Source organism: Plantibacter sp. M259, assembly GCF_006065115.1.
GTDB classification, from domain to species: domain Bacteria; phylum Actinomycetota; class Actinomycetes; order Actinomycetales; family Microbacteriaceae; genus Plantibacter; species Plantibacter auratus.
In genome coordinates this window covers 1,276,558-1,294,671 of the sequence record NZ_CP040750.1, presented here as the reverse complement: position 1 = coordinate 1,294,671, position 18,114 = coordinate 1,276,558, and the positions used below count along the sequence as shown (strand labels likewise).

Below are 18,114 nucleotides of genomic sequence, written 5' to 3'. Positions count from 1 at the left end.
CTGAGGGCCGCCTGAAACTATCTGACATGTGACTGATAGATGCGTATGCTGGAGATGCTCGCCAGAGCCGGCGAGCAGAATGGAGCCGCATCATGTCGAATGCATCAATCCAGGGCCGGTTCGCCGGCAAGGTCGCGATCGTCACCGGGGGCGTGTCCGGCATCGGGGCGAAGATCGCCGAACGGCTGGTCGCCGAGGGCGCCTCGGTCGTCGTCGCTGACATCAACGCCGAGTTGATCGCGAGTGCCCGCGAGACCTTCGGCGATCGCGTGCACGGCAGGCGGACCGACGTCACGGACGAGGCGGACTTCTCCGCATTGATCGCTGAGACCGTCGAGCGCTTCGGCACGCTCGACACGCTCTTCAACGTCGCCGGTGGATCACGCGCCGGGACGATCACCGACATCTCCTTCGAGGACTGGGACTTCACCGTCCGGCTGAACCTCTACAGCGCCTTCAACGGCACCCGGCTCGCCGCCCGCCAATTCCTCGCCGAGGGCAAGGCCGGGTCGATCGTCAACATCGCCTCGCTCAACTCGCTCGTCCCCATGCATTTCGGCGTCGGCTACACGGCGTCGAAGGCAGGCGCGGTCATGTTGACCAAGCAGGCGGCGCTCGAACTCGGTGAGCACGGGATCCGCGTGAACGCCGTGTCGCCGGGTCTCGTGGCGACGCCGTTGACGAAGTCGCTCACCGACATCCCCGGTGTTCAGGCCGCGTACGACGAGCGCATCCCGCTCCGACGTGCCGCTGCGCCGGAGGAGATCGCCGCAGCCGCCCTGTTCCTCGCGAGCGACGACGCGTCGTACATCTCGGGCGACAACCTCGTCGTCGACGGCGCCTGGCAGACCACCGGCTATCCGGACCTGCGACCGTTCATGAGCTGATCAGGTGGGGCCGACGGCTAGCCATTCGGGGAGACGACCTTGATGCGGGAGTGACCCGAGGGGCCGCCGGTCGACTCGATGTACGTCTTGAACGCCTCGAGCGTCCCGCGGACGGCCCGTCCGGCGAGCCCGAGCGCTGCAGCGGTCCGCTCCACCGCGGACACCGGCTTCCAGTGCACCGTGACGTCCACGCGGGTCTGCTGTTTGTCGATCGCGTCGAAGGTGGCGTCGCCACTGAACCAGACGTCGCCCTCGATGGTGCGCCAGACCAGGCGCTCCTCCGGGAGTTGCTCCAGGATCTCGACGAGGAACTGCCGCGAGAGCTTGCTGATCGCGACGGTCCAGCGACTGTAGACCTCGCCGGTCAGCTTCACCTCGCGCACGGCCGGCAGGAACTCCGGGTAGGACTCGAAATCGACCCACTGCTTGTAGACCGCGGCGATGGGGAGGTCGACGACGATGCTGTGCTGCACGGTGGAGACCCCGTCCTCCGCCGTGCGGGTTCGCTTCGCCGTCTCTTCGTCCCCGGGCTCGACCGATCCGTCGTCGGGCGCGGAGTCCGTGCTTCCTCGTCGCTTCATTTGTCCTTCTTGTCCTTGCCGTTGCCGTTGTTGCCGTTGCCGTTCCCGTTGTTCCCGGGATCGTCCCCGTTACCGTCGTCGGAATCGTCCCCGCCTCCATCGTCCTCGACCGGCGAGACGGGTTCGGCCGGCTCGACCGAACTGGGTTCCGGGGTCGGTGCCGGGGTCTCGACCGCGGGGGAGAGGTCGGCGCGGACGAGCGCGATCGCCGCACGGATGTCCGCGGCTCGCGTCGCCGAGACGGTCCCAGCCGCCTCAGCAGCGGCCAGCTGCGCCTCGAGCGCGTCGAGAGCCGAGAGCGCACCCGCAGTGTCGCCGTCGGCGGCTGCGTTCGCGACCACGAGTACACGACTCTGCAGGTCGCGGCCGGTGCTCGCGTCGAGGTCTGCAGCCGGTCCGGCGCAGCCACTCAGCAGGGCGACGACGACCACCGGTGCTGCGAGCAGCCGGAGCCCCCGGTTCCAGGAGTTCCTCATGGCGCCACCTCCCGCAGGAGTTCATCCAGATGCGTCGACAACGGTTCGGGCAGGGTGGGCAGCGTCGGGGCGGGCGGCTGTGCCTGGGACACGATGAACCAGACGACGGCGACCGCGATCACCAGCAGTACGGCCGCGAGGATCAGCCAGCGTCGAAGGCGCCGCGGCTGGTGCGCTGCGGCCTGTCGCCGTGCACCACCGTCGAGACGTCGCTCCGAGCGGCGAGTGCCGTCGAGCACCGCGGTCGGGCCGGTCTCGGCGGGCGCGTCCGCCGTCGGCTCGAACGGCGTCGTCGAGACGAGCGGCTCGGTCGCGGCCGTCGGCGCCGGGTAGGCGGTCGTCGTCATCGCAGGTGCCGAGGTCGCCACGGTCGCATCCGCCGGGTCGAGCACGGGGTCCATCGCGCGGACCGTCGTGGCGACGTCCAGGGCGGTGGGGCGCTGCGCCGGTTCGGACGCGGTCATCGCGGTGAGCAGCGACTTCCACTGGTAGCCGAGCTCGCCGGGGATCGTCGGCGACGCGTTGAGGCGTGCCATGAGCGACTCGTGCGTAGTGGTCTGCGGGTAGGCGCGGCGACCGGTCAAGGCTTCGAGGAGGACGAGTCCGAGGGCGTACACGTCGGCCGGAGGGGCCGGATCCGCACCACGGACGAGCTCAGGACTGAGGTAGGCGACCGTGCCCATCAACGAGCCCGGCGCGGTCATCCGGGTGCTGTCGATGAGGTAGGCGATGCCGAAGTCGGCGAGCTTCGCGCGGTACGCCTGGTGGGGCAGGATCGTCGGTCGAAGCAGCACGTTGGACGGCTTGATGTCGCGATGGACGACTCGCGCCGCGTGCACCGTGTGGAGCGCCTCCGCGAGGTCGACGGCCATCGCGGCGACCTCGGACGGCGGAAGCGGCGACCGAGCGATGCGCTGGGACAGCGTCGGGCCGTCGACGTGCTCCATGACGAGGTAGGAGCCGTCGCCGGCCACGACCCTGGCGTCGAAGAGGGTGACGAGGGCCGGATGGTTCAGCGACGCGAGCAGACGCGTCTCCGAGGCGGTCCTGGCGCCGTCGGTCGCATCGGTCGTTCCCCGGCGGAACAGCTTGACCGCCACCTTGCGCCCGAGCACCTCGTCGGTCGCCAGATGGACGGTCGCCATCCCGCCGGCACCGATCGGTCGCTCGAGTCGATACCGACCGTCCAGCAGTTCGCCGCTCTGAGACGGCGCGGTAGCGGGTTCGGTCATGGGTGGTGCGGCCGGTCCGGTCGTCAGAGGACGGGGCCGTCGTTGTCGGTCGTGCTGCGGCGGGTGACGCGCTCGCCGCTACCGGGGTCCACGGCGGAGCGCGTGGTCGAGGAGACCTGTCGGCGGCGGAGCACGAGGACGAGCGAAATGAGGAACACCACGGCGCCGGCGGCCATGAGGATGTACCCGATGAGCGTGAGGTCCACAGCGGGGACGTCGACGTTCACGGCGAAGGCGAGGATGGCGCCGATGACGACCAGGGCGATTCCGGTTCCGAGACCCATGAGTAGCTCCTCTTCTCGACGACCGTGAGTTCGAGCGGATCGCTCAAGGGGTGTTCACGGACGACTCAGCCTATTATTGAGTCAATCACGGTTGAGTCAACGGGGGTTGTGTCGGTGGAGTCGCTGACGGTAAGGGCGTCCAAGTTCGCCGCGCTCTCGGAGCCGGCGCGGCTGCGCATCGTGGACCTCCTCGCGCTCGGCGACCTCTCACCCACCGAGATCCAGCTCGCCCTCGGGATCGGGTCGAACCTCGTCTCCCATCACCTCAGCGTCCTCCAGCGAGCGGGGATCCTCTCGCGCTCGCGATCCGAGTCCGATGGACGCCGCAACTACGTGCGGCTCGTCCCGGGGGCGTTCGACCGCCTCGCACCCGAACCGATCAGCGCCCCGGCGCGGGTCGTCTTCGTCTGCACGGCGAACTCGGCGCGGTCGCAGATGGCCGAGGCGCTCTGGCAGGACCGTAGTGACGTCCCCGTCGCATCCGCGGGCAGCCGGCCGGCGAGCGAGGTCAACCCGGGCGCCGTTCGGGCGGCGGCGCGCCATGGCGTCCTGATCAGCCCGAGCGTTCCACGCGCGACGGCGGAGGTCCTCCGGCACGGCGATTTCGTCATCACCGTGTGCAACCGGGCGCACGAGGAGCTCGGCGGGCGGGACGACCTGCACTGGTCGATCCCCGACCCGGCCGCACCCGCGACCGATGAGGCGTTCGACGCGGCGTTCGAGGACATCCGCCTCCGGGTGGACGAGTTCGTCAGTCGGCTGGCACCGGTCGCCGGATAGGACCGGGGTGCCCGGCTGCAGCGGCTGGTCCAGGCTCCGACCTCACCCGGCGTCGGGGAGGAGCTCCGGGCACTCGCCGCCGGGGACGGTGGCCAACTCGAAGTGCCAGATCTCGTTCGCATAGGTCTGGCAGAGGCCGTAGTCTGCGCCGTGCTCGATGAGCCAGTAGTCGGCGTCCGTCGCACCGATGTCGACTGCCGCCCCGCGCGTGTGCGAGGAGCCGTCGGGCGTCGCGACGTACTGCCGGGCGGCCGCCTCACTGCCGTACTGGAGGATCGCCTCGTCGAGCAGGTGTTGCTGGTACGCCGTGCTCCGCCAACCGGAGCTCACGTACAGCGCGATGTCGTCCTGCGCCGCTGCGTCGGTCGCCTGCTGGACGGCCTCCAGGAGGGCCGCATCGAGGTTCGCGATGGCCGGGAGATCGGTGTCGTAGGCCGAGTACCGGTTCTCGTCCAGCACGCCGTCGTCGGCCCCGAACGCGCCATCCGTCGTGGTCGTGGTCCCGGCACCCGCGTCTCCGGACGGCCGCTCGGCCAGCGCGGTGATCCCGCGGGTGATGGTCGGCGCGACGCCCGTGCACGCGACCAGGGCGATCGCGGCGGTGAGGGCGACGGCCGTGGCGGCAAGGATGACGACGGCTCGGTTGGAGCCCCTGCGGGCGACGGTGCTCCGTCGGCCCGGGTGCCGGTGCGGCTGCTGCTGGTGCTGGATGTCGTGCTGCATGGTTCCTCCTCGGTCGGTCGTCGGTGTTCGGCACGCGACGACCCGGCCCCCAGTCCAGCTCGACGGCGGTTACACGGGCGTCGGACGATCACCAGACGGTTCCGAAACACCGCGCCGCCTACGATCGACACGACGCCCATCGCGGGCGCCGGAGTGACGCCATCGACGCGTCATCCGTCCCGAACACCGGAGGTCCCATGCGTGTCCTGATCGCCGAGGACGAGCAGTACCTCGCCGAGAGCATCCTCGAGGGCCTGCAGCACGAGGGACTCGCCGCCGACCTCGTGTTCGACGGCGACACCGCGCTCGAGCGGCTCGCCGTCAACGCCTACGACGTCGTGGTGCTCGACCGCGACCTCCCTGGCACGCACGGCGACGACGTCTGCCGCTGGATCATCGCCCAGGAACTGCCCTGCCGGGTGCTCATGCTCACCGCTGCCGCCGACCTCGACGACAAGGAGAGCGGCTTCGAGATCGGCGCCGACGACTACCTGACCAAGCCGTTCGAGCTGCGCGAGCTCGTCCTCCGCCTCCGGTCGTTGGCGCGTCGACCCAAAGCGTCGCTCGCACCCGTCCTCGAGTACGCCGGTGTGCGGCTCGACCCGTTCCGCCGCGAGGTGTACCGCAACGGCCGGTACGTGCGTCTGGCGAAGAAGCAGTTCGCGGTGCTGGAGATCCTGCTCGCGGCCAAGGGTGGCGTCGTGAGTGCCGAAGAGCTCCTCGAGCGCGCCTGGGACGAGCACGCCGACCCGTTCACGAACGCCGTGCGGGTGACGATGTCCACGCTCCGGAAGGTGCTCGGCGAGCCGTGGATCATCCACACCGTGCCGGCCGTCGGCTACCGGGTGCTTCCGCCGGGCGAGGGCCCCGCCGAAGCGAGCGGTGTCGACGTCGACGAGGATGACGAGGCAAGCGCATGACCGCCGCTCCGGAAGCCGGTGACATCGCCCGACCGACGTGGATGACCGCTCGCGTCAAACTCACCGCGACCTACGCCGCGTTCACCATCGTGACGGGACTCATCGCGCTCATCGTCATCAACGTCATCATCTGGCGGTTCCCCAGCTATCCGCTCGCGCCCGCCGCCGACAGTCGACAGATCTCCGCCATCACCCGCGGCGAGATCCGCGATTCGCTCATCAACTACTCGATGCTCGCGCTCATCGCGATGGCCGTGATCGGCACCGGTGTCGGCTGGATCGTCGCCGGACGGGTTCTGCGGCCGCTGCGGGACCTCAACGCGGCCGTGCGCGCGGCGGCGGAGGGTTCGCTCGACCACCGCATCGCGATGACGGGTCGCCGCGACGAGTTCCGCGAGCTCGCCGACCGCTTCGACGACATGCTGGCACGCCTCGAGCAGTCGTTCCTGACGCAGAAGCGGTTCGCGGCCAACGCCTCGCACGAACTGCGGACACCGCTCGCGACGATGAAGATGCTCATCGAGGTCGCCCAGGCCGACCCGGAGGGCCGCGACGTCGACCGCGCGTTGCGACGGCTGCACGAGACGAACGAGCGGGGGATCGCGATCGTCGAGGCGCTCCTGCAGCTGAACCAGCTCGATCGCCGACCGCTCGTGACCTCGCCCGTCGACCTTGCGGCGGTGGCTCGCGACGCGTCACAGCTCATCTCGCCGGAGTCCGCGGACGCCGGGGTCACGATCTCGTCGACCCTCCGGAGCGCATCGGTGCGCGGCAACCGCGTGCTCCTCCAGCAACTGGTCACGAACCTGCTGTCGAACGCCGTGCGCTACAACAGCGGTCCGGACGGCTGGGTCTCGGTGTGGGTCGGACCCGACCCGCAGGCGCCAGAACGGGCCGTCGTCGTGGTCAGCAACTCGGGGCCGCTACTCGACGAGGCCGAGGTTGCGCGGTTCGTGGAGCCGTTCGACCGGAGGGATGCCCGGATGGCGCGCGCTGCCGGTCGCGATCGGGGTAACGGTCTCGGGCTCACCCTGGGTGCCCGCATCGTGGAGCTGCACGGTGGGTCGCTGCGGCTCGCGCCGTTGCCGGCGGGTGGACTCGAGGCGACAGTGCTGCTGCCGGACGCTCGTGACCTCAGCCTCACCGGCGCCTGATCGTCGCCTGACCGCGGGACGACGGAACGGCCGACCGATCACGGGATCGGTCGGCCGTTCCAGCTGGTGCGGAGATCACTGCACGGCGCACGCCCTGGCCTCATCGAACAGGTCCTCCGGCAGGTCCCACACCCCGTTCGCATCCGGATCGGGGACGTCGAACCCCTGGTCCCGCAGGCACTGCGCGCGAAGGCGGAGCTCGTCGGAGATCTCCGTCTTGCTGAGCTGGTCGGGGTTCGCGGGCGGCGGGCCGAGCTCCGCGGCGCAGACGTCGTAGGCCTGGTTCATCGCGTCGCCGCCGTCGAACGTGATCGCGGTGCCCGGTTCCGGGTCTTCGACGGCGATCCCCTGGTCACGGAGGCAGTCGGCGAGGGAGATCGTGTAGTCGTCGTACGCCTCGGCGTAGGAGTCGGCGGTCGACGGCGATCCACCGCTCGATGGGGCTCCCGCGGATCCGGAGCAGGCGGTGAGGCCCAGCATGAGGGCGAGGACGGGGACGGCGAAGCCGAGGGCCGTGGATCGGCGCATGGGGTGGTCCTTTCTGACAGGTGACCGGTCCTGGTCACTCCGTCATCCCATCAACCGTCCTGTTCCGTCCTCGTCTCCCGATCACCAGACGTTCCCAACATGCTCGCGAACTGTCACCAACCGCTAGTCGGAGCGGCCCGGACTGGCAGCAAGTGACAGTTCGCGGGCAGGGGAGGGTCAGTTCATGCGTGTGACGATCCAGACGATCAGTGTTCCGACGACGAAGGCGACGGGGATCCACGTCCCGGATCGTCGCAACCTGCGGCCGGACGGGGCGACACCCGGCGGCGGGGTGAGCAGTCCGATCGCGGGGGAGGTGGTCTGAGCGCCGGATGCGAGCTGGTGATCCACCGCTCCGGTCGCCTGCGACAGGAGACGGTCGTCCCGCCACCGAGCCCACTGGTCCAACTTCGTCATCAGCGCGTCGACGATGCCGAACAGCCAGGCCCAGGTGTCGGGATCGAGGGTCGACACCTCCCGTTTCGTGTAGAGGAACAGCCAGTCGTCGATGATCTCCACGTCGAGCTCGGCGGCGTGGTCGATGAACCTCGCCATGATGTCCGGCGTGAACAGGTAGAGCGCGTCGCGTTCGTAGCCTTCGGGGCAGTAGAGCGTGAAGTGTCGGTCGAAGTCGCCTTCCAGGGAGAGTCGCTGGGCCCGTTGGAACGCTGCCGGGAGGTTCGAGCCGAACCCGTTGTTGCCGATCGCGTCGAGCACGATGTTCGGCAGGGGGACGTCGAGATTCACCGCGACGTATCCCCAGTGGTGGGTCGTCGAACTCTTCCCGTGACGGACCGTGTACCGGTAGTTGCCGAACTCCACGGCGCGGGGACGACCACCCCGCAGCACGTCGGTCGACTGCCGCGACGATCCGATCCCGAAGATCATGCCGGGAAACGGCGGGTAGCTGAGGTCTGCGGTGTAGGTCATCCCGTTGGCCGCGGCGAATTGGGAGAGGCGGAAGCGCTTGATACGCCTCGTACGCCAGGAGAGGACCGCGATCACCGCGACGGCGGCGGCCGCGAGGAATCCGATCCCGAGCAGCGGTGTCGGGCCGGAGCCGCCTCGTGAGGGCGAGGGCAGCGTTCCCAACAGGACGAACCCGGCGACGGTGACCACGACGATCGCCGCGAGCAGGCCGATGAACAGCCGGGCGGACGGCGCGCGATGGTACGAGGGCGCCTTCGCCATGGCGTCACGGTCGATGGGGTCGATGAGCGCTCGTGTGTCGATCGTGCCGTCCATCCCCTCACGCTACCTGCCCGCGAACTGTCACCAACGGCTAGTTGGAGCGGCCCGGACTAGCAGCAAGTGACAGTTCGCGGGCAGGGGGGGAGGGATCACATCGAGCGGCGGAGCCAGCTCTCGACGCCGGAGACATGGACCGTGACCAGCGCGCGGGTGAGTTCGGTGTCGCGCTTCTCGAGGGCGTCGACGATCGCGTGGTGCTCCTGCAGGGTGCGGGCGACGGCCTTCTCCTCGGTGAGGCCGCGCCAGATGCGGGCCCGGACCGTCTTGCTGCCGAGGGCGGCGAGCAGACTCGCGAGGTAGGCGTTACCACTCAGCTCGATCACGCGCGCATGGAACTGGAGGTCGTGGGCGACGAGATCCTCGACCGTCGTGGACTCGTCGACCTCGTCGACCATGCTGCGCAGCTCGGCGATCCGCTCGTCGTCGAGGTGCTGGATCGCCATCACCGACGCGGAGGGTTCGAGGATGCGGCGCACCTCGAACATCTCGATGAGGGAGGCGTCGGCGTGCATGTCGATGACGAACGACATCGCCTCGTGCAGCAGGCTCGGCTCGAGCGTCGTGACATAGGTGCCGTCGCCGCGACGGACGTCGAGCACCCGGATGAGCTCCAACGCCTTCACCGCCTCGCGGAGGGAACTGCGGGAGAGCCCCAGGGTCTCGCTGAGCTCCTTCTCCGGAGGGAGGCGTTGGCCGGGTGTGAGGTCTCCGGCGACGATCATCGCCTGGATCCGCGCGATCGCCTCGTCCGTGACTGCCATGCGACCCCTGCTCGAGCGAGACGGTCACGTGGAACACCGCCTCGCGCCATGATACATCCGACGTTTCCGCGGGCCGCACCCCGACCAGGCTCCACGCAACGCCGACACCGGGCACCTTGTGTTACGTCAGGTTGAGCGCCCTCTCGCGGCCCGTCCGATCACTCCCTACTGTTGCTGCAACCCGACGTCCCGGTGCGCCCGACCGCACCGACAGCGGACGCCGGCACGCTCCACCACCCCCTGCACCGTCCCGCACCCCACCGTCATCTGGAGTCCCCATGCGTCGTCGATCGCGCCTCGCGCTGTCTCTTGTCACCCTGGCCGTCGTGGCCGGCCTGGCCACCGGTTGTTCGCTCAAGCAGTCCTCGTCCAGCGAGTCGACGAGCGGCGCCGCTGCCAGCTCCGCCGCCTCCGAGGTCGACGTCCCCTCGCTCAAGGGCAAGACCGTCGGCGTCGCCGCCAAGGACGTCGTCCGCGACTTCGGCCGCCTCACCTACCAGGGTGTGCAGGACCGCCTGGAGGAGCTGGGCGCCAAGGTCGTCGCCACCCAGGCCGACGCACAGGACGACAAGCACCTGGCCAACGTCGAGAACCTCGTCTCGCAGAAGGTCGACGCGATCGTCGTCATCCTCGGCGACGCGACCACGCTCGCCCCGGCGCTGCAGCAGGCGAAGGACGCCGACATCCCGGTCTTCACGATCGACCACGCCAGCGAGAACTCGGTGAACAACATCGGTTCCGACAACTGGCAGATCGGCTCCACCCTCGCCCGCACCCTCGCCGAGGACATCGGGGGGAAGGGCAAGGTGCTCGTCTTCAACGGCTTCTACGACGTCACCCCCTGCCAGATCCGCTACGACGAGTTCAAGCTCGTGCTGAAGAACTACCCGAACATCGAGATCATCGAGCCCGAGCTGCAGGACATCTACGAGGGCACCATCGAGGACGCCAAGCAGAAGACGAACGACGCGCTCACCCGCTACCCCAAGGGCGAGATCTCGGCCGTGTGGTCGTGCTGGGACCTCCCCGCGATCGGTGCCTCGCAGGCCATCGACGCGGCGGGCCGAGACGAGATCAAGGTCTACGGCGTCGACGCGGAGCCCGGAGCGCTCGACCTCATCCAGGACCCCGACTCGGTGTACCAGTTCACGGTCGCGCAGCAGCCGACCCTGTTCGGGACGACGAGCGCGAACAACGTCGCCCTGTACCTCGGTGGCAAGCAGGACGAGGTGCCGCTGAGCACCTACCTCGACGCCGTGTTCATCGACAAGGCGAACGTCGCCGACGAGCGCAAGCGACTCGGCCTGGAATGACGCACGACACCTCGATCGACGGTCAGGCCGCCCAGCGCTCGCTGGGCGGTCGGCCCGGTGCCGCCACGACCGAAGTCTCGGCTCCCGCCGTGAGCATGCGTGGCATCGCGAAGGACTTCGGCGGCGTCCGGGTGCTGGACGACGTCGACCTCGAGGTGCATCCCGGGGAGGTCGTCGCGCTCGTCGGCGAGAACGGCGCGGGCAAGTCGACGCTCATCAAGATCCTCACCGGCCTATACACGGCGAGCGAGGGCGCCATCGAGATCGACGGCGAACCGGTCGTCATCCGCAACCCGGGCGACGCCGAACGCCTCGGTGTCCGCGTCATCCATCAGGACCGCCACCTGGCCGGTCGGCTCACGGTCGCGGAGCAGCTGTTCCTCGGCTCGCGCTCCGCGTTCCTCACCGGCCGGCAGCTCGACCGCCGAGCCGAGCGGGAGCTGCTCGACCTCGTCGGGCTCGACGTGCCGGGCAAGACCCTCGTCGACGAGCTGAGCGTCGCCGAACAGCAACTCCTGCAGCTCGCGATCGCGACGATCACGCGCCCGCGGGTCCTCGTGCTCGACGAACCCACCGCACCGCTCGCCGCCGGCGACGTGGAGCGGCTGTTCCGCACCGTCCGGACCCTGCAGAGCCAGGGCGTCGCCGTCATCTACATCTCCCACTACCTGCAGGAGGTGCGCGACATCGCGTCCCGCGTCGTGGTCCTCCGCAACGGTGAACGCGTCGGTGCGCTCGACCTGGCCGATCCCGACGCGACCCTCGACGCCATCGTCCAGCTCATGGTGGGGCGGAGCGTCGAGGAGTTCGGCGACCGCGAACGGATCGTCGCCGACGCCGGTGCCGAACCGGTCCTCGCGATCGACGGCCTGACGGTCCCGGAGCGGCTCCACGGCGTCTCGATCACCGTCCGTCCGGGCGAAATCGTGGGCGTCACGGGTCTCGTCGGCTCGGGCCTCGAGGAACTGGCCGACGCGGTCACCGGCTTGCGTGCGCACGGCGGAACCGTGCGGCTCGGCCGGGCGACGATCCGCTCGCCGCGCGCCTTCGTCCGGGCGGGCGGGGCGTATGTCCCGGCGAACCGCCACCGGGACGGCATCCTGAACCGTCAGTCCGTCCGCGAGAACCTCACGCTCGCCGCGCTCGACCGCATCACCGGGCTCGCTGGCATCTTGCGTGGTCGACGCGAGCGGGAGATCGCCGCAGACCTCGTCACGAGGCTCGACGTCCGGCCCGCGAACGACACCGCGGTGGCCGGAAGCCTCTCCGGCGGCAACCAGCAGAAGGTCGTGCTCGGTCGGTGGCTCGCGGCCGGGTCGACCGTGTTCGTGCTCGACCAGCCGACCTCCGGCGTCGACATCGGGTCGCGTCAGCAGATCTACGCGGAGATCGACGCGCTCGTCGCGCAGGGCGCCGGCGTCCTGCTCGTGAGCGTCGACCTCGAGGAACTGATCGGGCTCGCCGACCGCGTCCTCGTGCTGTACCGCGGAACGATCCGGACCGAGCTGCCCCGATCGCAGGCCACCGCCGACACGATCCTCGCCTGGTCGACGGGTGCCGCCGAGGTCGCGTCCACGCCGTCGGCCCCCTCGGTCCCGTCGGCCCCTTCGGTCCCTGAGCTTGTCGAAGGGCCCACGTCGTCGACGCAGGCCGAACCAGACCGGCCCGGCCCCGCGGGATCCGCCGGAGGCGCCACGCCACCCACCCGAGGAGTCTCCGCATGACCGCCCTCTCCGCTCCACCCGCTGCACCCTCGGCCGCGGCGGAGTCCACGACGAAGCGTCGCCCGGTCTCCCGGCTGGGACTCATCGGCTACGCGATCGTCGTCATCGAGGTCGTCGTCTTCGCGGTCGCCTCGCCCGGCTTCCTCGACCCGGCCAACCTCGCGACGATCCTCACCCAGTCGGCGGTCTACGCGATCGCGGCCTTCGGACTGTCCATCGTCGTCGTCACGGGCGGTGAGGACGTCGTCCGCGGCGGCATCGACCTCTCCATCGGCGCCGTCCTCGGCTTCTCCGGTGCCCTCGTCGCGGTGCTCCTGCAGGCCGAGCTCGGTCTGCCGCTCGCGCTGCTCATCGGAATCGGAGCCACGGCGCTCATCGGGCTCGTCAACGGTCTCGTCGTCGTCGCCGGGATCCGGCCACTCCTCGTCACCCTCGCGATGATGAGCATCGTCACGAGCCTCACGATCGTCATCACGAACAACGTCAAGGTGCCGGTCTCCGACGCCGGGCTGGTCTGGTTGCGGAGCGGACACGTCGTCGGTGTCCCCGCCGCGGTCGTCGTGCTGCTCATCGTCTTCGCGGTCGTCGCCTTCGCAACCGGGCGCACCAGCTGGGGCGTCAAGAACGCCGCGGTCGGGCAGAACCCGACGGCCGCCCGGGTGGCCGGGATCGACGTCAACCGCCACATCGTCGGCAGTTACGTGCTCGCGGCGGTCCTCGCGGGGATCGCGGGCGTCCTCATGACCAGTCGGTTGTCCGCTGCGCTGCCGGGGATCGGGGAGCAGTCGCTCATCGACATCCTCCTCGCGACGTTCCTGTCCATCGCGTTCTCCCGCCGGCTCGTCGTCACGATCACGGGGACGCTGTTCAGTGCCGTGTTCGTCGCGATCCTCACCAACGGCTTCAGTCAGCTCGGCGTCCCGAGCCAGTGGATCGGCATCACCAAGGGTGTGCTGATCCTGCTGGTCCTCGCGGTCGCCGCGATCCGCGAACGGAGCGTCAAGCGATGAGTGTCGACACGCGCACGCAGTCCTCCGCCACCACCGGCGTCTCCGTGCCGAACGCCGGATCGGCTGGACCGGGAGGCGGCGGCGACCAGCGTCACGGTGGCCCGCTCTCGAGGCTGACGGTCCGTGGCCTCGGTGCCGCGGTCCCGCAGGCGCTCGCCCCCGCCGTGCTGGCGGTGCTGCTCATCGTGTTCGCGGTGCTGTCGCCGTCGTTCCTCACCGCCGACAACCTGCTCGGGGTGCTCAACCAGAACGCGCTGCTCCTGCTCGCGGCCGTCGCGATGACGGTCGTCGTCCGCGCCGGGGGCATCGACCTCTCGATCGGTGTCGCCATCGACCTCGCGGCACTCACCGCGTCGGCGCTCCTGGCCGACGACTACGTGGCCTGGGTGGCGATCGTCGGCGGTCTGGTCGTCGGCCTGCTCGTCGGGGCCGTGAACGCGTTCCTCATCGTGGTGCTGCGCATCCGACCGTTCCTCGCGACGCTCAGCGTCTGGTTCATCGGTGGTGGCGTGCAGCAGGTCGCGACCGACGGTGGGTCACCCATCTACCTGTCGCGCAGCAGCGTGCCGGACGAGTTCGCGTGGCTGGGCGCCGGGACCGTGCTCGGTGTCGCCGCGCCGATCGTCGTCGCCGTGCTCGTGCTGATCATCGTCTGGGCTGCGCTCGAACGGAGCCGCTGGGGTCGGGTGCTGACTGCGGCGGGGGAGCAGCCGACGGCGACCCGGATCTCCGGGCGTCTGGCGGGGACGTCGATGGCGACGGCGTTCATCTTCGCCGCCGGGATCGCGGCCATCGCCGGGCTGATCCTGGCCTCGCGGAGCCAGGGCTTCGTCGCGAACAGCGGTCAGCTCTACGTGCTCGACTCGATCGGTGCGGTGTTCATCGGGACGACGCTGAGCCGGACGGGGCGGCCCAATCTCTTCGGGACGCTCGTCGGTGTGCTCATCTTCGCGCTGCTGACCAACGGGATGAACCTCATCGGGCTGTCCTTCTACTGGCAGGGCCTCGCCCGCGGTGTCGTCCTGATCCTGATCCTGCTCCTCGGAGTCCTCCTCGCGCGGGACCGCGCCCGCAAACCCCTCACCTGACGTCCACCCGAGTCTGGTGGTGCGGTTGCGCCAGCGCGGTGCGCTGACGCGAGCGCGACCCACACGCGCGAGCGCGGGTCTCTGGAGACCCGCGCTCGCGCCCATGCCCCGCGGTGACGTCAGCGCACCGCGCTGGCGTCACCCGAGGGAACGGATCAGACGCGGAGGTCGAGCCAGGCGACCTGCTCCGGGGTCAGCTTCAGGGACAGGGCGTCGGTCGACGAACGCGTCTCCTCGATGGACCGCGGCCCAATGAGGGCGAAGGTCGGGAAGTCCTGCGCCAGCACATAGGCCAGGGCGATCGCGGTCGGCGCGACACCCAGCTCGGAGCCGAGCTGACGGGCACGGGCCAGCCGCTCGAAGTTGTCGTCGCTGTAGTAGCAGCGCACGAGATCCGGGTCCGACAGGTCCTCGGGTTCGGCGCGCCCGGTGAAGAACCCGCGTGCTTGCGACGACCACGGCAGCAGCGGCGTCTTCGTCTCCTCGAGCCACGCCCGGCTCGTCGGATCCGTGACCTCCACACATCCGGCCCACGGCACATCGAGTGCGCGAGCGAGACCGAAGTGGTTGCTCAGTGCCGCGAAGCCCCGCTTCCTGTTGGCCGCCGCATAGGCGTTCGCCTCCTCGAAGCGCTCGATCGACCAGTTGGAACCGCCGAACGCACGGATGCGACCGGCCTCGGCGTGCTCGTTCAACACGTCGACGAACTCGCCCACGGGCACCTCGACGTTGTCGCGGTGCATCAAGTAAAGGTCGAGGTGGTCGGTGCCGAGGCGGTCGAGGCTCTCGAACAGCTGACGCGAGATCGACTCCGGGTCGCAGAACGGCGTGTGCGCACCCTTGCCGATCACCACGACGTCGTCGCGGAGGCCACGGTTGGCGAGCCAGCGTCCGAGCAGCTGCTCCTGCAGGCCGTCGCCGTACAGCCAGGCCGTGTCGAAGGCGTTGCCGCCGCGCTCGAAGAAGTCGTCGAACATCGCCGACGCGTGCGACAGGGTCTGCTGGTTGTCGACACCCATCACGAGCCGCGAGATGTCGTGGTCGATGCCCGCGATGCGACCGGTCGGCATCGGGAGCTCGGCGCGTACGGCGAGCGGCCGGCCGGAACCGGTCGGGATGTCGGTGTCGATCGACTCGAACGGGTACTCGAGGCCGACCGCCTCGCGCCAGCGGTCGAGGGTCGCCGCGTTGCCGAGTGAGTCCGCCCAGCGGATCTGCGGTGCCTGACCGGCGTCGGCGAACGCGGCGACCGCGTCGGCCTGGATCGCGTACTGCGGTGCGCCTGGGATGTGGATCGACTCCGTGCCCGAGATGGTGCGGACCTCGATCGTCGAGCCGTCCTCGACCGACGGCAACCACGGGTCGGACACGATGATCTGGCCGGTCGAGCCCGTGACGACGACGCGGTTGTCGTCCTGCACGCGCACGCCGCTCGTGACGTGCGCCGTGATACCCGAGGGGAAGACGAGCGACGCGCTTGCCCACTCGTCGACGCCGGTCGAACCGATGGTGCCGTTCCCGGTGACCTCCGTCGGGTCGGCGAACGGCGCACCCACGGCAGCACCCGCGATGAGCCGCGAGATGGAGACGGGGTAGCCGCCGACGTCGAGGATGCCGCCGCCCGCCAGCTCCGGGTTCATGAGCCGGTGGTCGGCGGGCAGGTTCGCGGCGAACGCGAACGACGCCTCGATGTGCTGGACGTCGCCGATGGCGCCGGACGACACGAGTTCGACGAGCTTGGCCGTCTGCGGGTGGAAGCGGTACATGAACGCCTCGGCGAGGTACACGCCGGCACGGCGGGCGGCCTCGATCGCGAGCATCGCACCGGCGCGGTTCACCGAGAGCGGCTTCTCGCTGACGATGTGCTTGCCGGCCTCGGCGGCCTCGATCACCAGCCGGACGTGCTCCGTGTGCGGGGTCGCGATGTAGACCGCGTCGACGCCGGGGTCGGCCAGCAACTCGGCGACGGAGCCGTACCCGCGGACGGGAGCCGTGCCGTCGCCGAAGCGCTCACCGAACTCCTCGGCCCGCGATGCATCACGACTGGCGACGGCGGCGAGTCGACCGGTGCGACTCGCGTGCAGCTCGGTCGCGAACCGTTCGGCGATCGTTCCGGGTCCGATGATCCCCCAGGCGACGTGTTCCATATGGTGGTGCTCCTCAACGTTGATCGGCGGTGCGATGGTCTGTGGCGAACGTCACCGTGAACGTTCACGGTGCGAGCGTATCAGTACGATGTGACCATGACCAGGCCCCGCGACGATCACGCTCCGGCGCGAGCGACGATCATCGACGTCGCCCGGGTCGCCGGTGTCTCGCGCCAGACCGTGACCCGCGCACTCAACGGGATGCGCGACGTCAGCGACGCCACCAGACAACGGGTCGTCGAGGTCGCGGCCTCGCTCAACTACCGCCCGAACCGCGCTGCGCAGCACCTGGTGAGCGGCCGGACGACGACGCTCGGACTGGTCGTCGACGACCTGCGGAACCCCTACTACCCGGAGCTCGCGGCCGCCCTCGTGCAGCAGGCGGCAGAGCGCGGATGGACCGTGTTGGTCGCCGAGGTCGGGGGAGCGGCGAACGCGTCGGGCGACCGTCCCGCCGCCGCGGATCGTGGACCGGACCTCCCCGACGCGGAACGCGCGCAGCTCGCCGAACTCGCACGGCAGGTCGACGCGGTCGTCGGACGCAACGGCGCCGACCACGGAGCGCTCCAGGGTGCCTTCGCCACGATCCCCTTCGTCTCCCTCGGCGACCACCGGCCAGACGAGTCCGAGGCCGGAGCCGACCCGTCCGGCTCGGAACCCGCGCTGCAGGTGGCGGGCGTCGACATCGACTTCGAGGACGGCATCCGACAGGCGCTCGCCCACTTCGTCGCGACCGGGCGCCGGTCCATCGCGATGATCGACGCCTCGGCCGAACCGTCCGGACGGCGTCTCGCGTACCGCGCGTTCCTCGCGGAGCACGGCTTGCCGTGGTCGGAGGCGTCGGAGACCTGGGCGGAGGACACCCACCAGGGCGGGGTCTCGGCCGCCCTGCGGTGCCGCGCCGCGATGCCCGACGTCGACGCCGTGCTCGTCTTCAACGACGTCATGGCGGTCGGCGTGCTCAAGGGCCTCGCCCGCGCCGGGGTCGGCGTGCCGGAGGACGTCGCCGTCATCGGCATCGACGGACTCGACCTCGGTCGCTTCGTCACCCCCGAGCTCACGAGCGTGGCCGTCGACAAGGGCGACATCGCACGGCACAGCCTCGAGCTGCTCGACGGCATGATGTCCGGCGCGCTCCCGCTCTCGGGGCCGTCCGTCCGACGCTCGGTGGGTGTCTCACTCGTCATCCGCGAGTCCGCCTGAGCCAGTCCGCCTGAGCCGATCCGCTGAGCCACTCCACCCGGGCCGCACCGGC

The 18,114-nt window shown here is 69.9% G+C and carries 18 protein-coding genes; 9 read left to right on the top strand and 9 right to left on the bottom strand.

Features of this window, described 5'->3' with window-relative positions:
* The first annotated feature begins 92 nt into the window (after positions 1–92).
* The gene (locus tag FGL15_RS05900) at positions 93–887 is read left to right on the top strand and encodes an SDR family NAD(P)-dependent oxidoreductase (protein ID WP_138945324.1); all 795 of its coding nucleotides are present in this window, start codon (positions 93–95) and stop codon (positions 885–887) included.
* 17 nt (positions 888–904) lie between these two features.
* Here the strand turns inward: FGL15_RS05900 and FGL15_RS05895 are convergent, their stop codons facing one another.
* The 4 genes from FGL15_RS05895 to FGL15_RS05880 are packed head-to-tail and all read right to left on the bottom strand — an operon-like array spanning position 905 to position 3,460.
* The gene (locus FGL15_RS05895; protein ID WP_138945323.1) at positions 905–1,468 is read right to left on the bottom strand and encodes an SRPBCC family protein; all 564 of its coding nucleotides are present in this window, start codon (positions 1,466–1,468) and stop codon (positions 905–907) included.
* Complete coding sequence (locus FGL15_RS05890) at positions 1,465–1,944, bottom strand: hypothetical protein (RefSeq protein WP_138945322.1); 480 nt, start codon at positions 1,942–1,944, stop codon at positions 1,465–1,467. Before FGL15_RS05890 ends, FGL15_RS05895 begins: the two co-directional genes overlap by 4 nt.
* Positions 1,941–3,176, bottom strand: a complete 1,236-nt coding sequence (locus tag FGL15_RS05885; protein ID WP_138945321.1) for a serine/threonine-protein kinase — start codon at positions 3,174–3,176, stop codon at positions 1,941–1,943. Before FGL15_RS05885 ends, FGL15_RS05890 begins: the two co-directional genes overlap by 4 nt.
* Positions 3,177–3,199: 23 nt before the next feature.
* Complete coding sequence (locus FGL15_RS05880) at positions 3,200–3,460, bottom strand: DUF6458 family protein (RefSeq protein ID WP_138945320.1); 261 nt, start codon at positions 3,458–3,460, stop codon at positions 3,200–3,202.
* A gap of 114 nt (positions 3,461–3,574) precedes the next feature.
* Between FGL15_RS05880 and FGL15_RS05875 the strand changes: the two genes are divergently transcribed.
* Positions 3,575–4,240 (top strand): metalloregulator ArsR/SmtB family transcription factor, encoded by a 666-nt coding sequence (locus FGL15_RS05875; protein WP_370282098.1) that lies wholly within the window; start codon positions 3,575–3,577, stop codon positions 4,238–4,240.
* Positions 4,241–4,282: 42 nt separating this feature from the next.
* Here FGL15_RS05875 and FGL15_RS05870 read toward each other — a convergent pair whose 3' ends face one another.
* Positions 4,283–4,963, bottom strand: a complete 681-nt coding sequence (locus FGL15_RS05870; protein WP_138945318.1) for a M15 family metallopeptidase — start codon at positions 4,961–4,963, stop codon at positions 4,283–4,285.
* A gap of 197 nt (positions 4,964–5,160) precedes the next feature.
* On the opposite strand from FGL15_RS05870, the gene FGL15_RS05865 reads away from it, so the two are divergent.
* Together FGL15_RS05865 and FGL15_RS05860 are read left to right on the top strand one after the other, a co-directional pair.
* A complete protein-coding gene (locus tag FGL15_RS05865; RefSeq protein WP_138945317.1) occupies positions 5,161–5,883 on the top strand; it encodes a response regulator transcription factor in 723 nt (240 codons plus the stop codon).
* Positions 5,880–7,037, top strand: a complete 1,158-nt coding sequence (locus tag FGL15_RS05860) for a HAMP domain-containing sensor histidine kinase (protein ID WP_205858694.1) — start codon at positions 5,880–5,882, stop codon at positions 7,035–7,037. Before FGL15_RS05865 ends, FGL15_RS05860 begins: the two co-directional genes overlap by 4 nt.
* Before the next feature lie 75 nt (positions 7,038–7,112).
* Here FGL15_RS05860 and FGL15_RS05855 read toward each other — a convergent pair whose 3' ends face one another.
* The 3 genes from FGL15_RS05855 to FGL15_RS05845 form a co-directional block, all read right to left on the bottom strand.
* On the bottom strand, positions 7,113–7,565 hold the full coding sequence (locus FGL15_RS05855) for a hypothetical protein (RefSeq protein WP_138945316.1): 453 nt from the start codon (positions 7,563–7,565) through the stop codon (positions 7,113–7,115).
* Between the two features lie 177 nt (positions 7,566–7,742).
* A complete protein-coding gene (locus tag FGL15_RS05850) occupies positions 7,743–8,810 on the bottom strand; it encodes a hypothetical protein (protein ID WP_138945315.1) in 1,068 nt (355 codons plus the stop codon).
* Positions 8,811–8,905: 95 nt separating this feature from the next.
* Complete coding sequence (locus FGL15_RS05845) at positions 8,906–9,577, bottom strand: FadR/GntR family transcriptional regulator (RefSeq protein WP_064295672.1); 672 nt, start codon at positions 9,575–9,577, stop codon at positions 8,906–8,908.
* A gap of 278 nt (positions 9,578–9,855) precedes the next feature.
* Between FGL15_RS05845 and FGL15_RS05840 the strand changes: the two genes are divergently transcribed.
* Genes FGL15_RS05840 through FGL15_RS05825 form a run of 4 tightly spaced genes read left to right on the top strand, consistent with a single transcriptional unit; the run spans position 9,856 to position 14,712 of the window.
* Entirely contained in the window at positions 9,856–10,890 is a 1,035-nt protein-coding gene (locus tag FGL15_RS05840) for a sugar ABC transporter substrate-binding protein (RefSeq protein ID WP_138945314.1), read from the top strand.
* A complete protein-coding gene (locus FGL15_RS05835; RefSeq protein WP_138945313.1) occupies positions 10,887–12,614 on the top strand; it encodes a sugar ABC transporter ATP-binding protein in 1,728 nt (575 codons plus the stop codon). Before FGL15_RS05840 ends, FGL15_RS05835 begins: the two co-directional genes overlap by 4 nt.
* Positions 12,611–13,624: an ABC transporter permease gene (locus tag FGL15_RS05830; protein ID WP_138945312.1), complete on the top strand. Its 1,014-nt coding sequence runs from the start codon at positions 12,611–12,613 to the stop codon at positions 13,622–13,624. The genes FGL15_RS05835 and FGL15_RS05830 overlap by 4 nt, the downstream gene beginning before the upstream one ends.
* Positions 13,621–14,712, top strand: a complete 1,092-nt coding sequence (locus FGL15_RS05825; RefSeq protein ID WP_138945311.1) for an ABC transporter permease — start codon at positions 13,621–13,623, stop codon at positions 14,710–14,712. Before FGL15_RS05830 ends, FGL15_RS05825 begins: the two co-directional genes overlap by 4 nt.
* 155 nt (positions 14,713–14,867) lie before the next feature.
* Here FGL15_RS05825 and FGL15_RS05820 read toward each other — a convergent pair whose 3' ends face one another.
* Positions 14,868–16,859 carry an aldo/keto reductase gene (locus tag FGL15_RS05820; RefSeq protein ID WP_138945310.1) on the bottom strand — a complete coding sequence of 664 codons (1,992 nt, stop codon included), beginning with the start codon at positions 16,857–16,859 and terminating at the stop codon, positions 14,868–14,870.
* A gap of 96 nt (positions 16,860–16,955) precedes the next feature.
* Here FGL15_RS05820 and FGL15_RS05815 point away from each other — a divergent pair, with 96 nt between their 5' ends.
* Positions 16,956–18,062, top strand: a complete 1,107-nt coding sequence (locus tag FGL15_RS05815; RefSeq protein WP_138945309.1) for a LacI family DNA-binding transcriptional regulator — start codon at positions 16,956–16,958, stop codon at positions 18,060–18,062.
* Positions 18,063–18,114 lie beyond the last annotated feature (52 nt).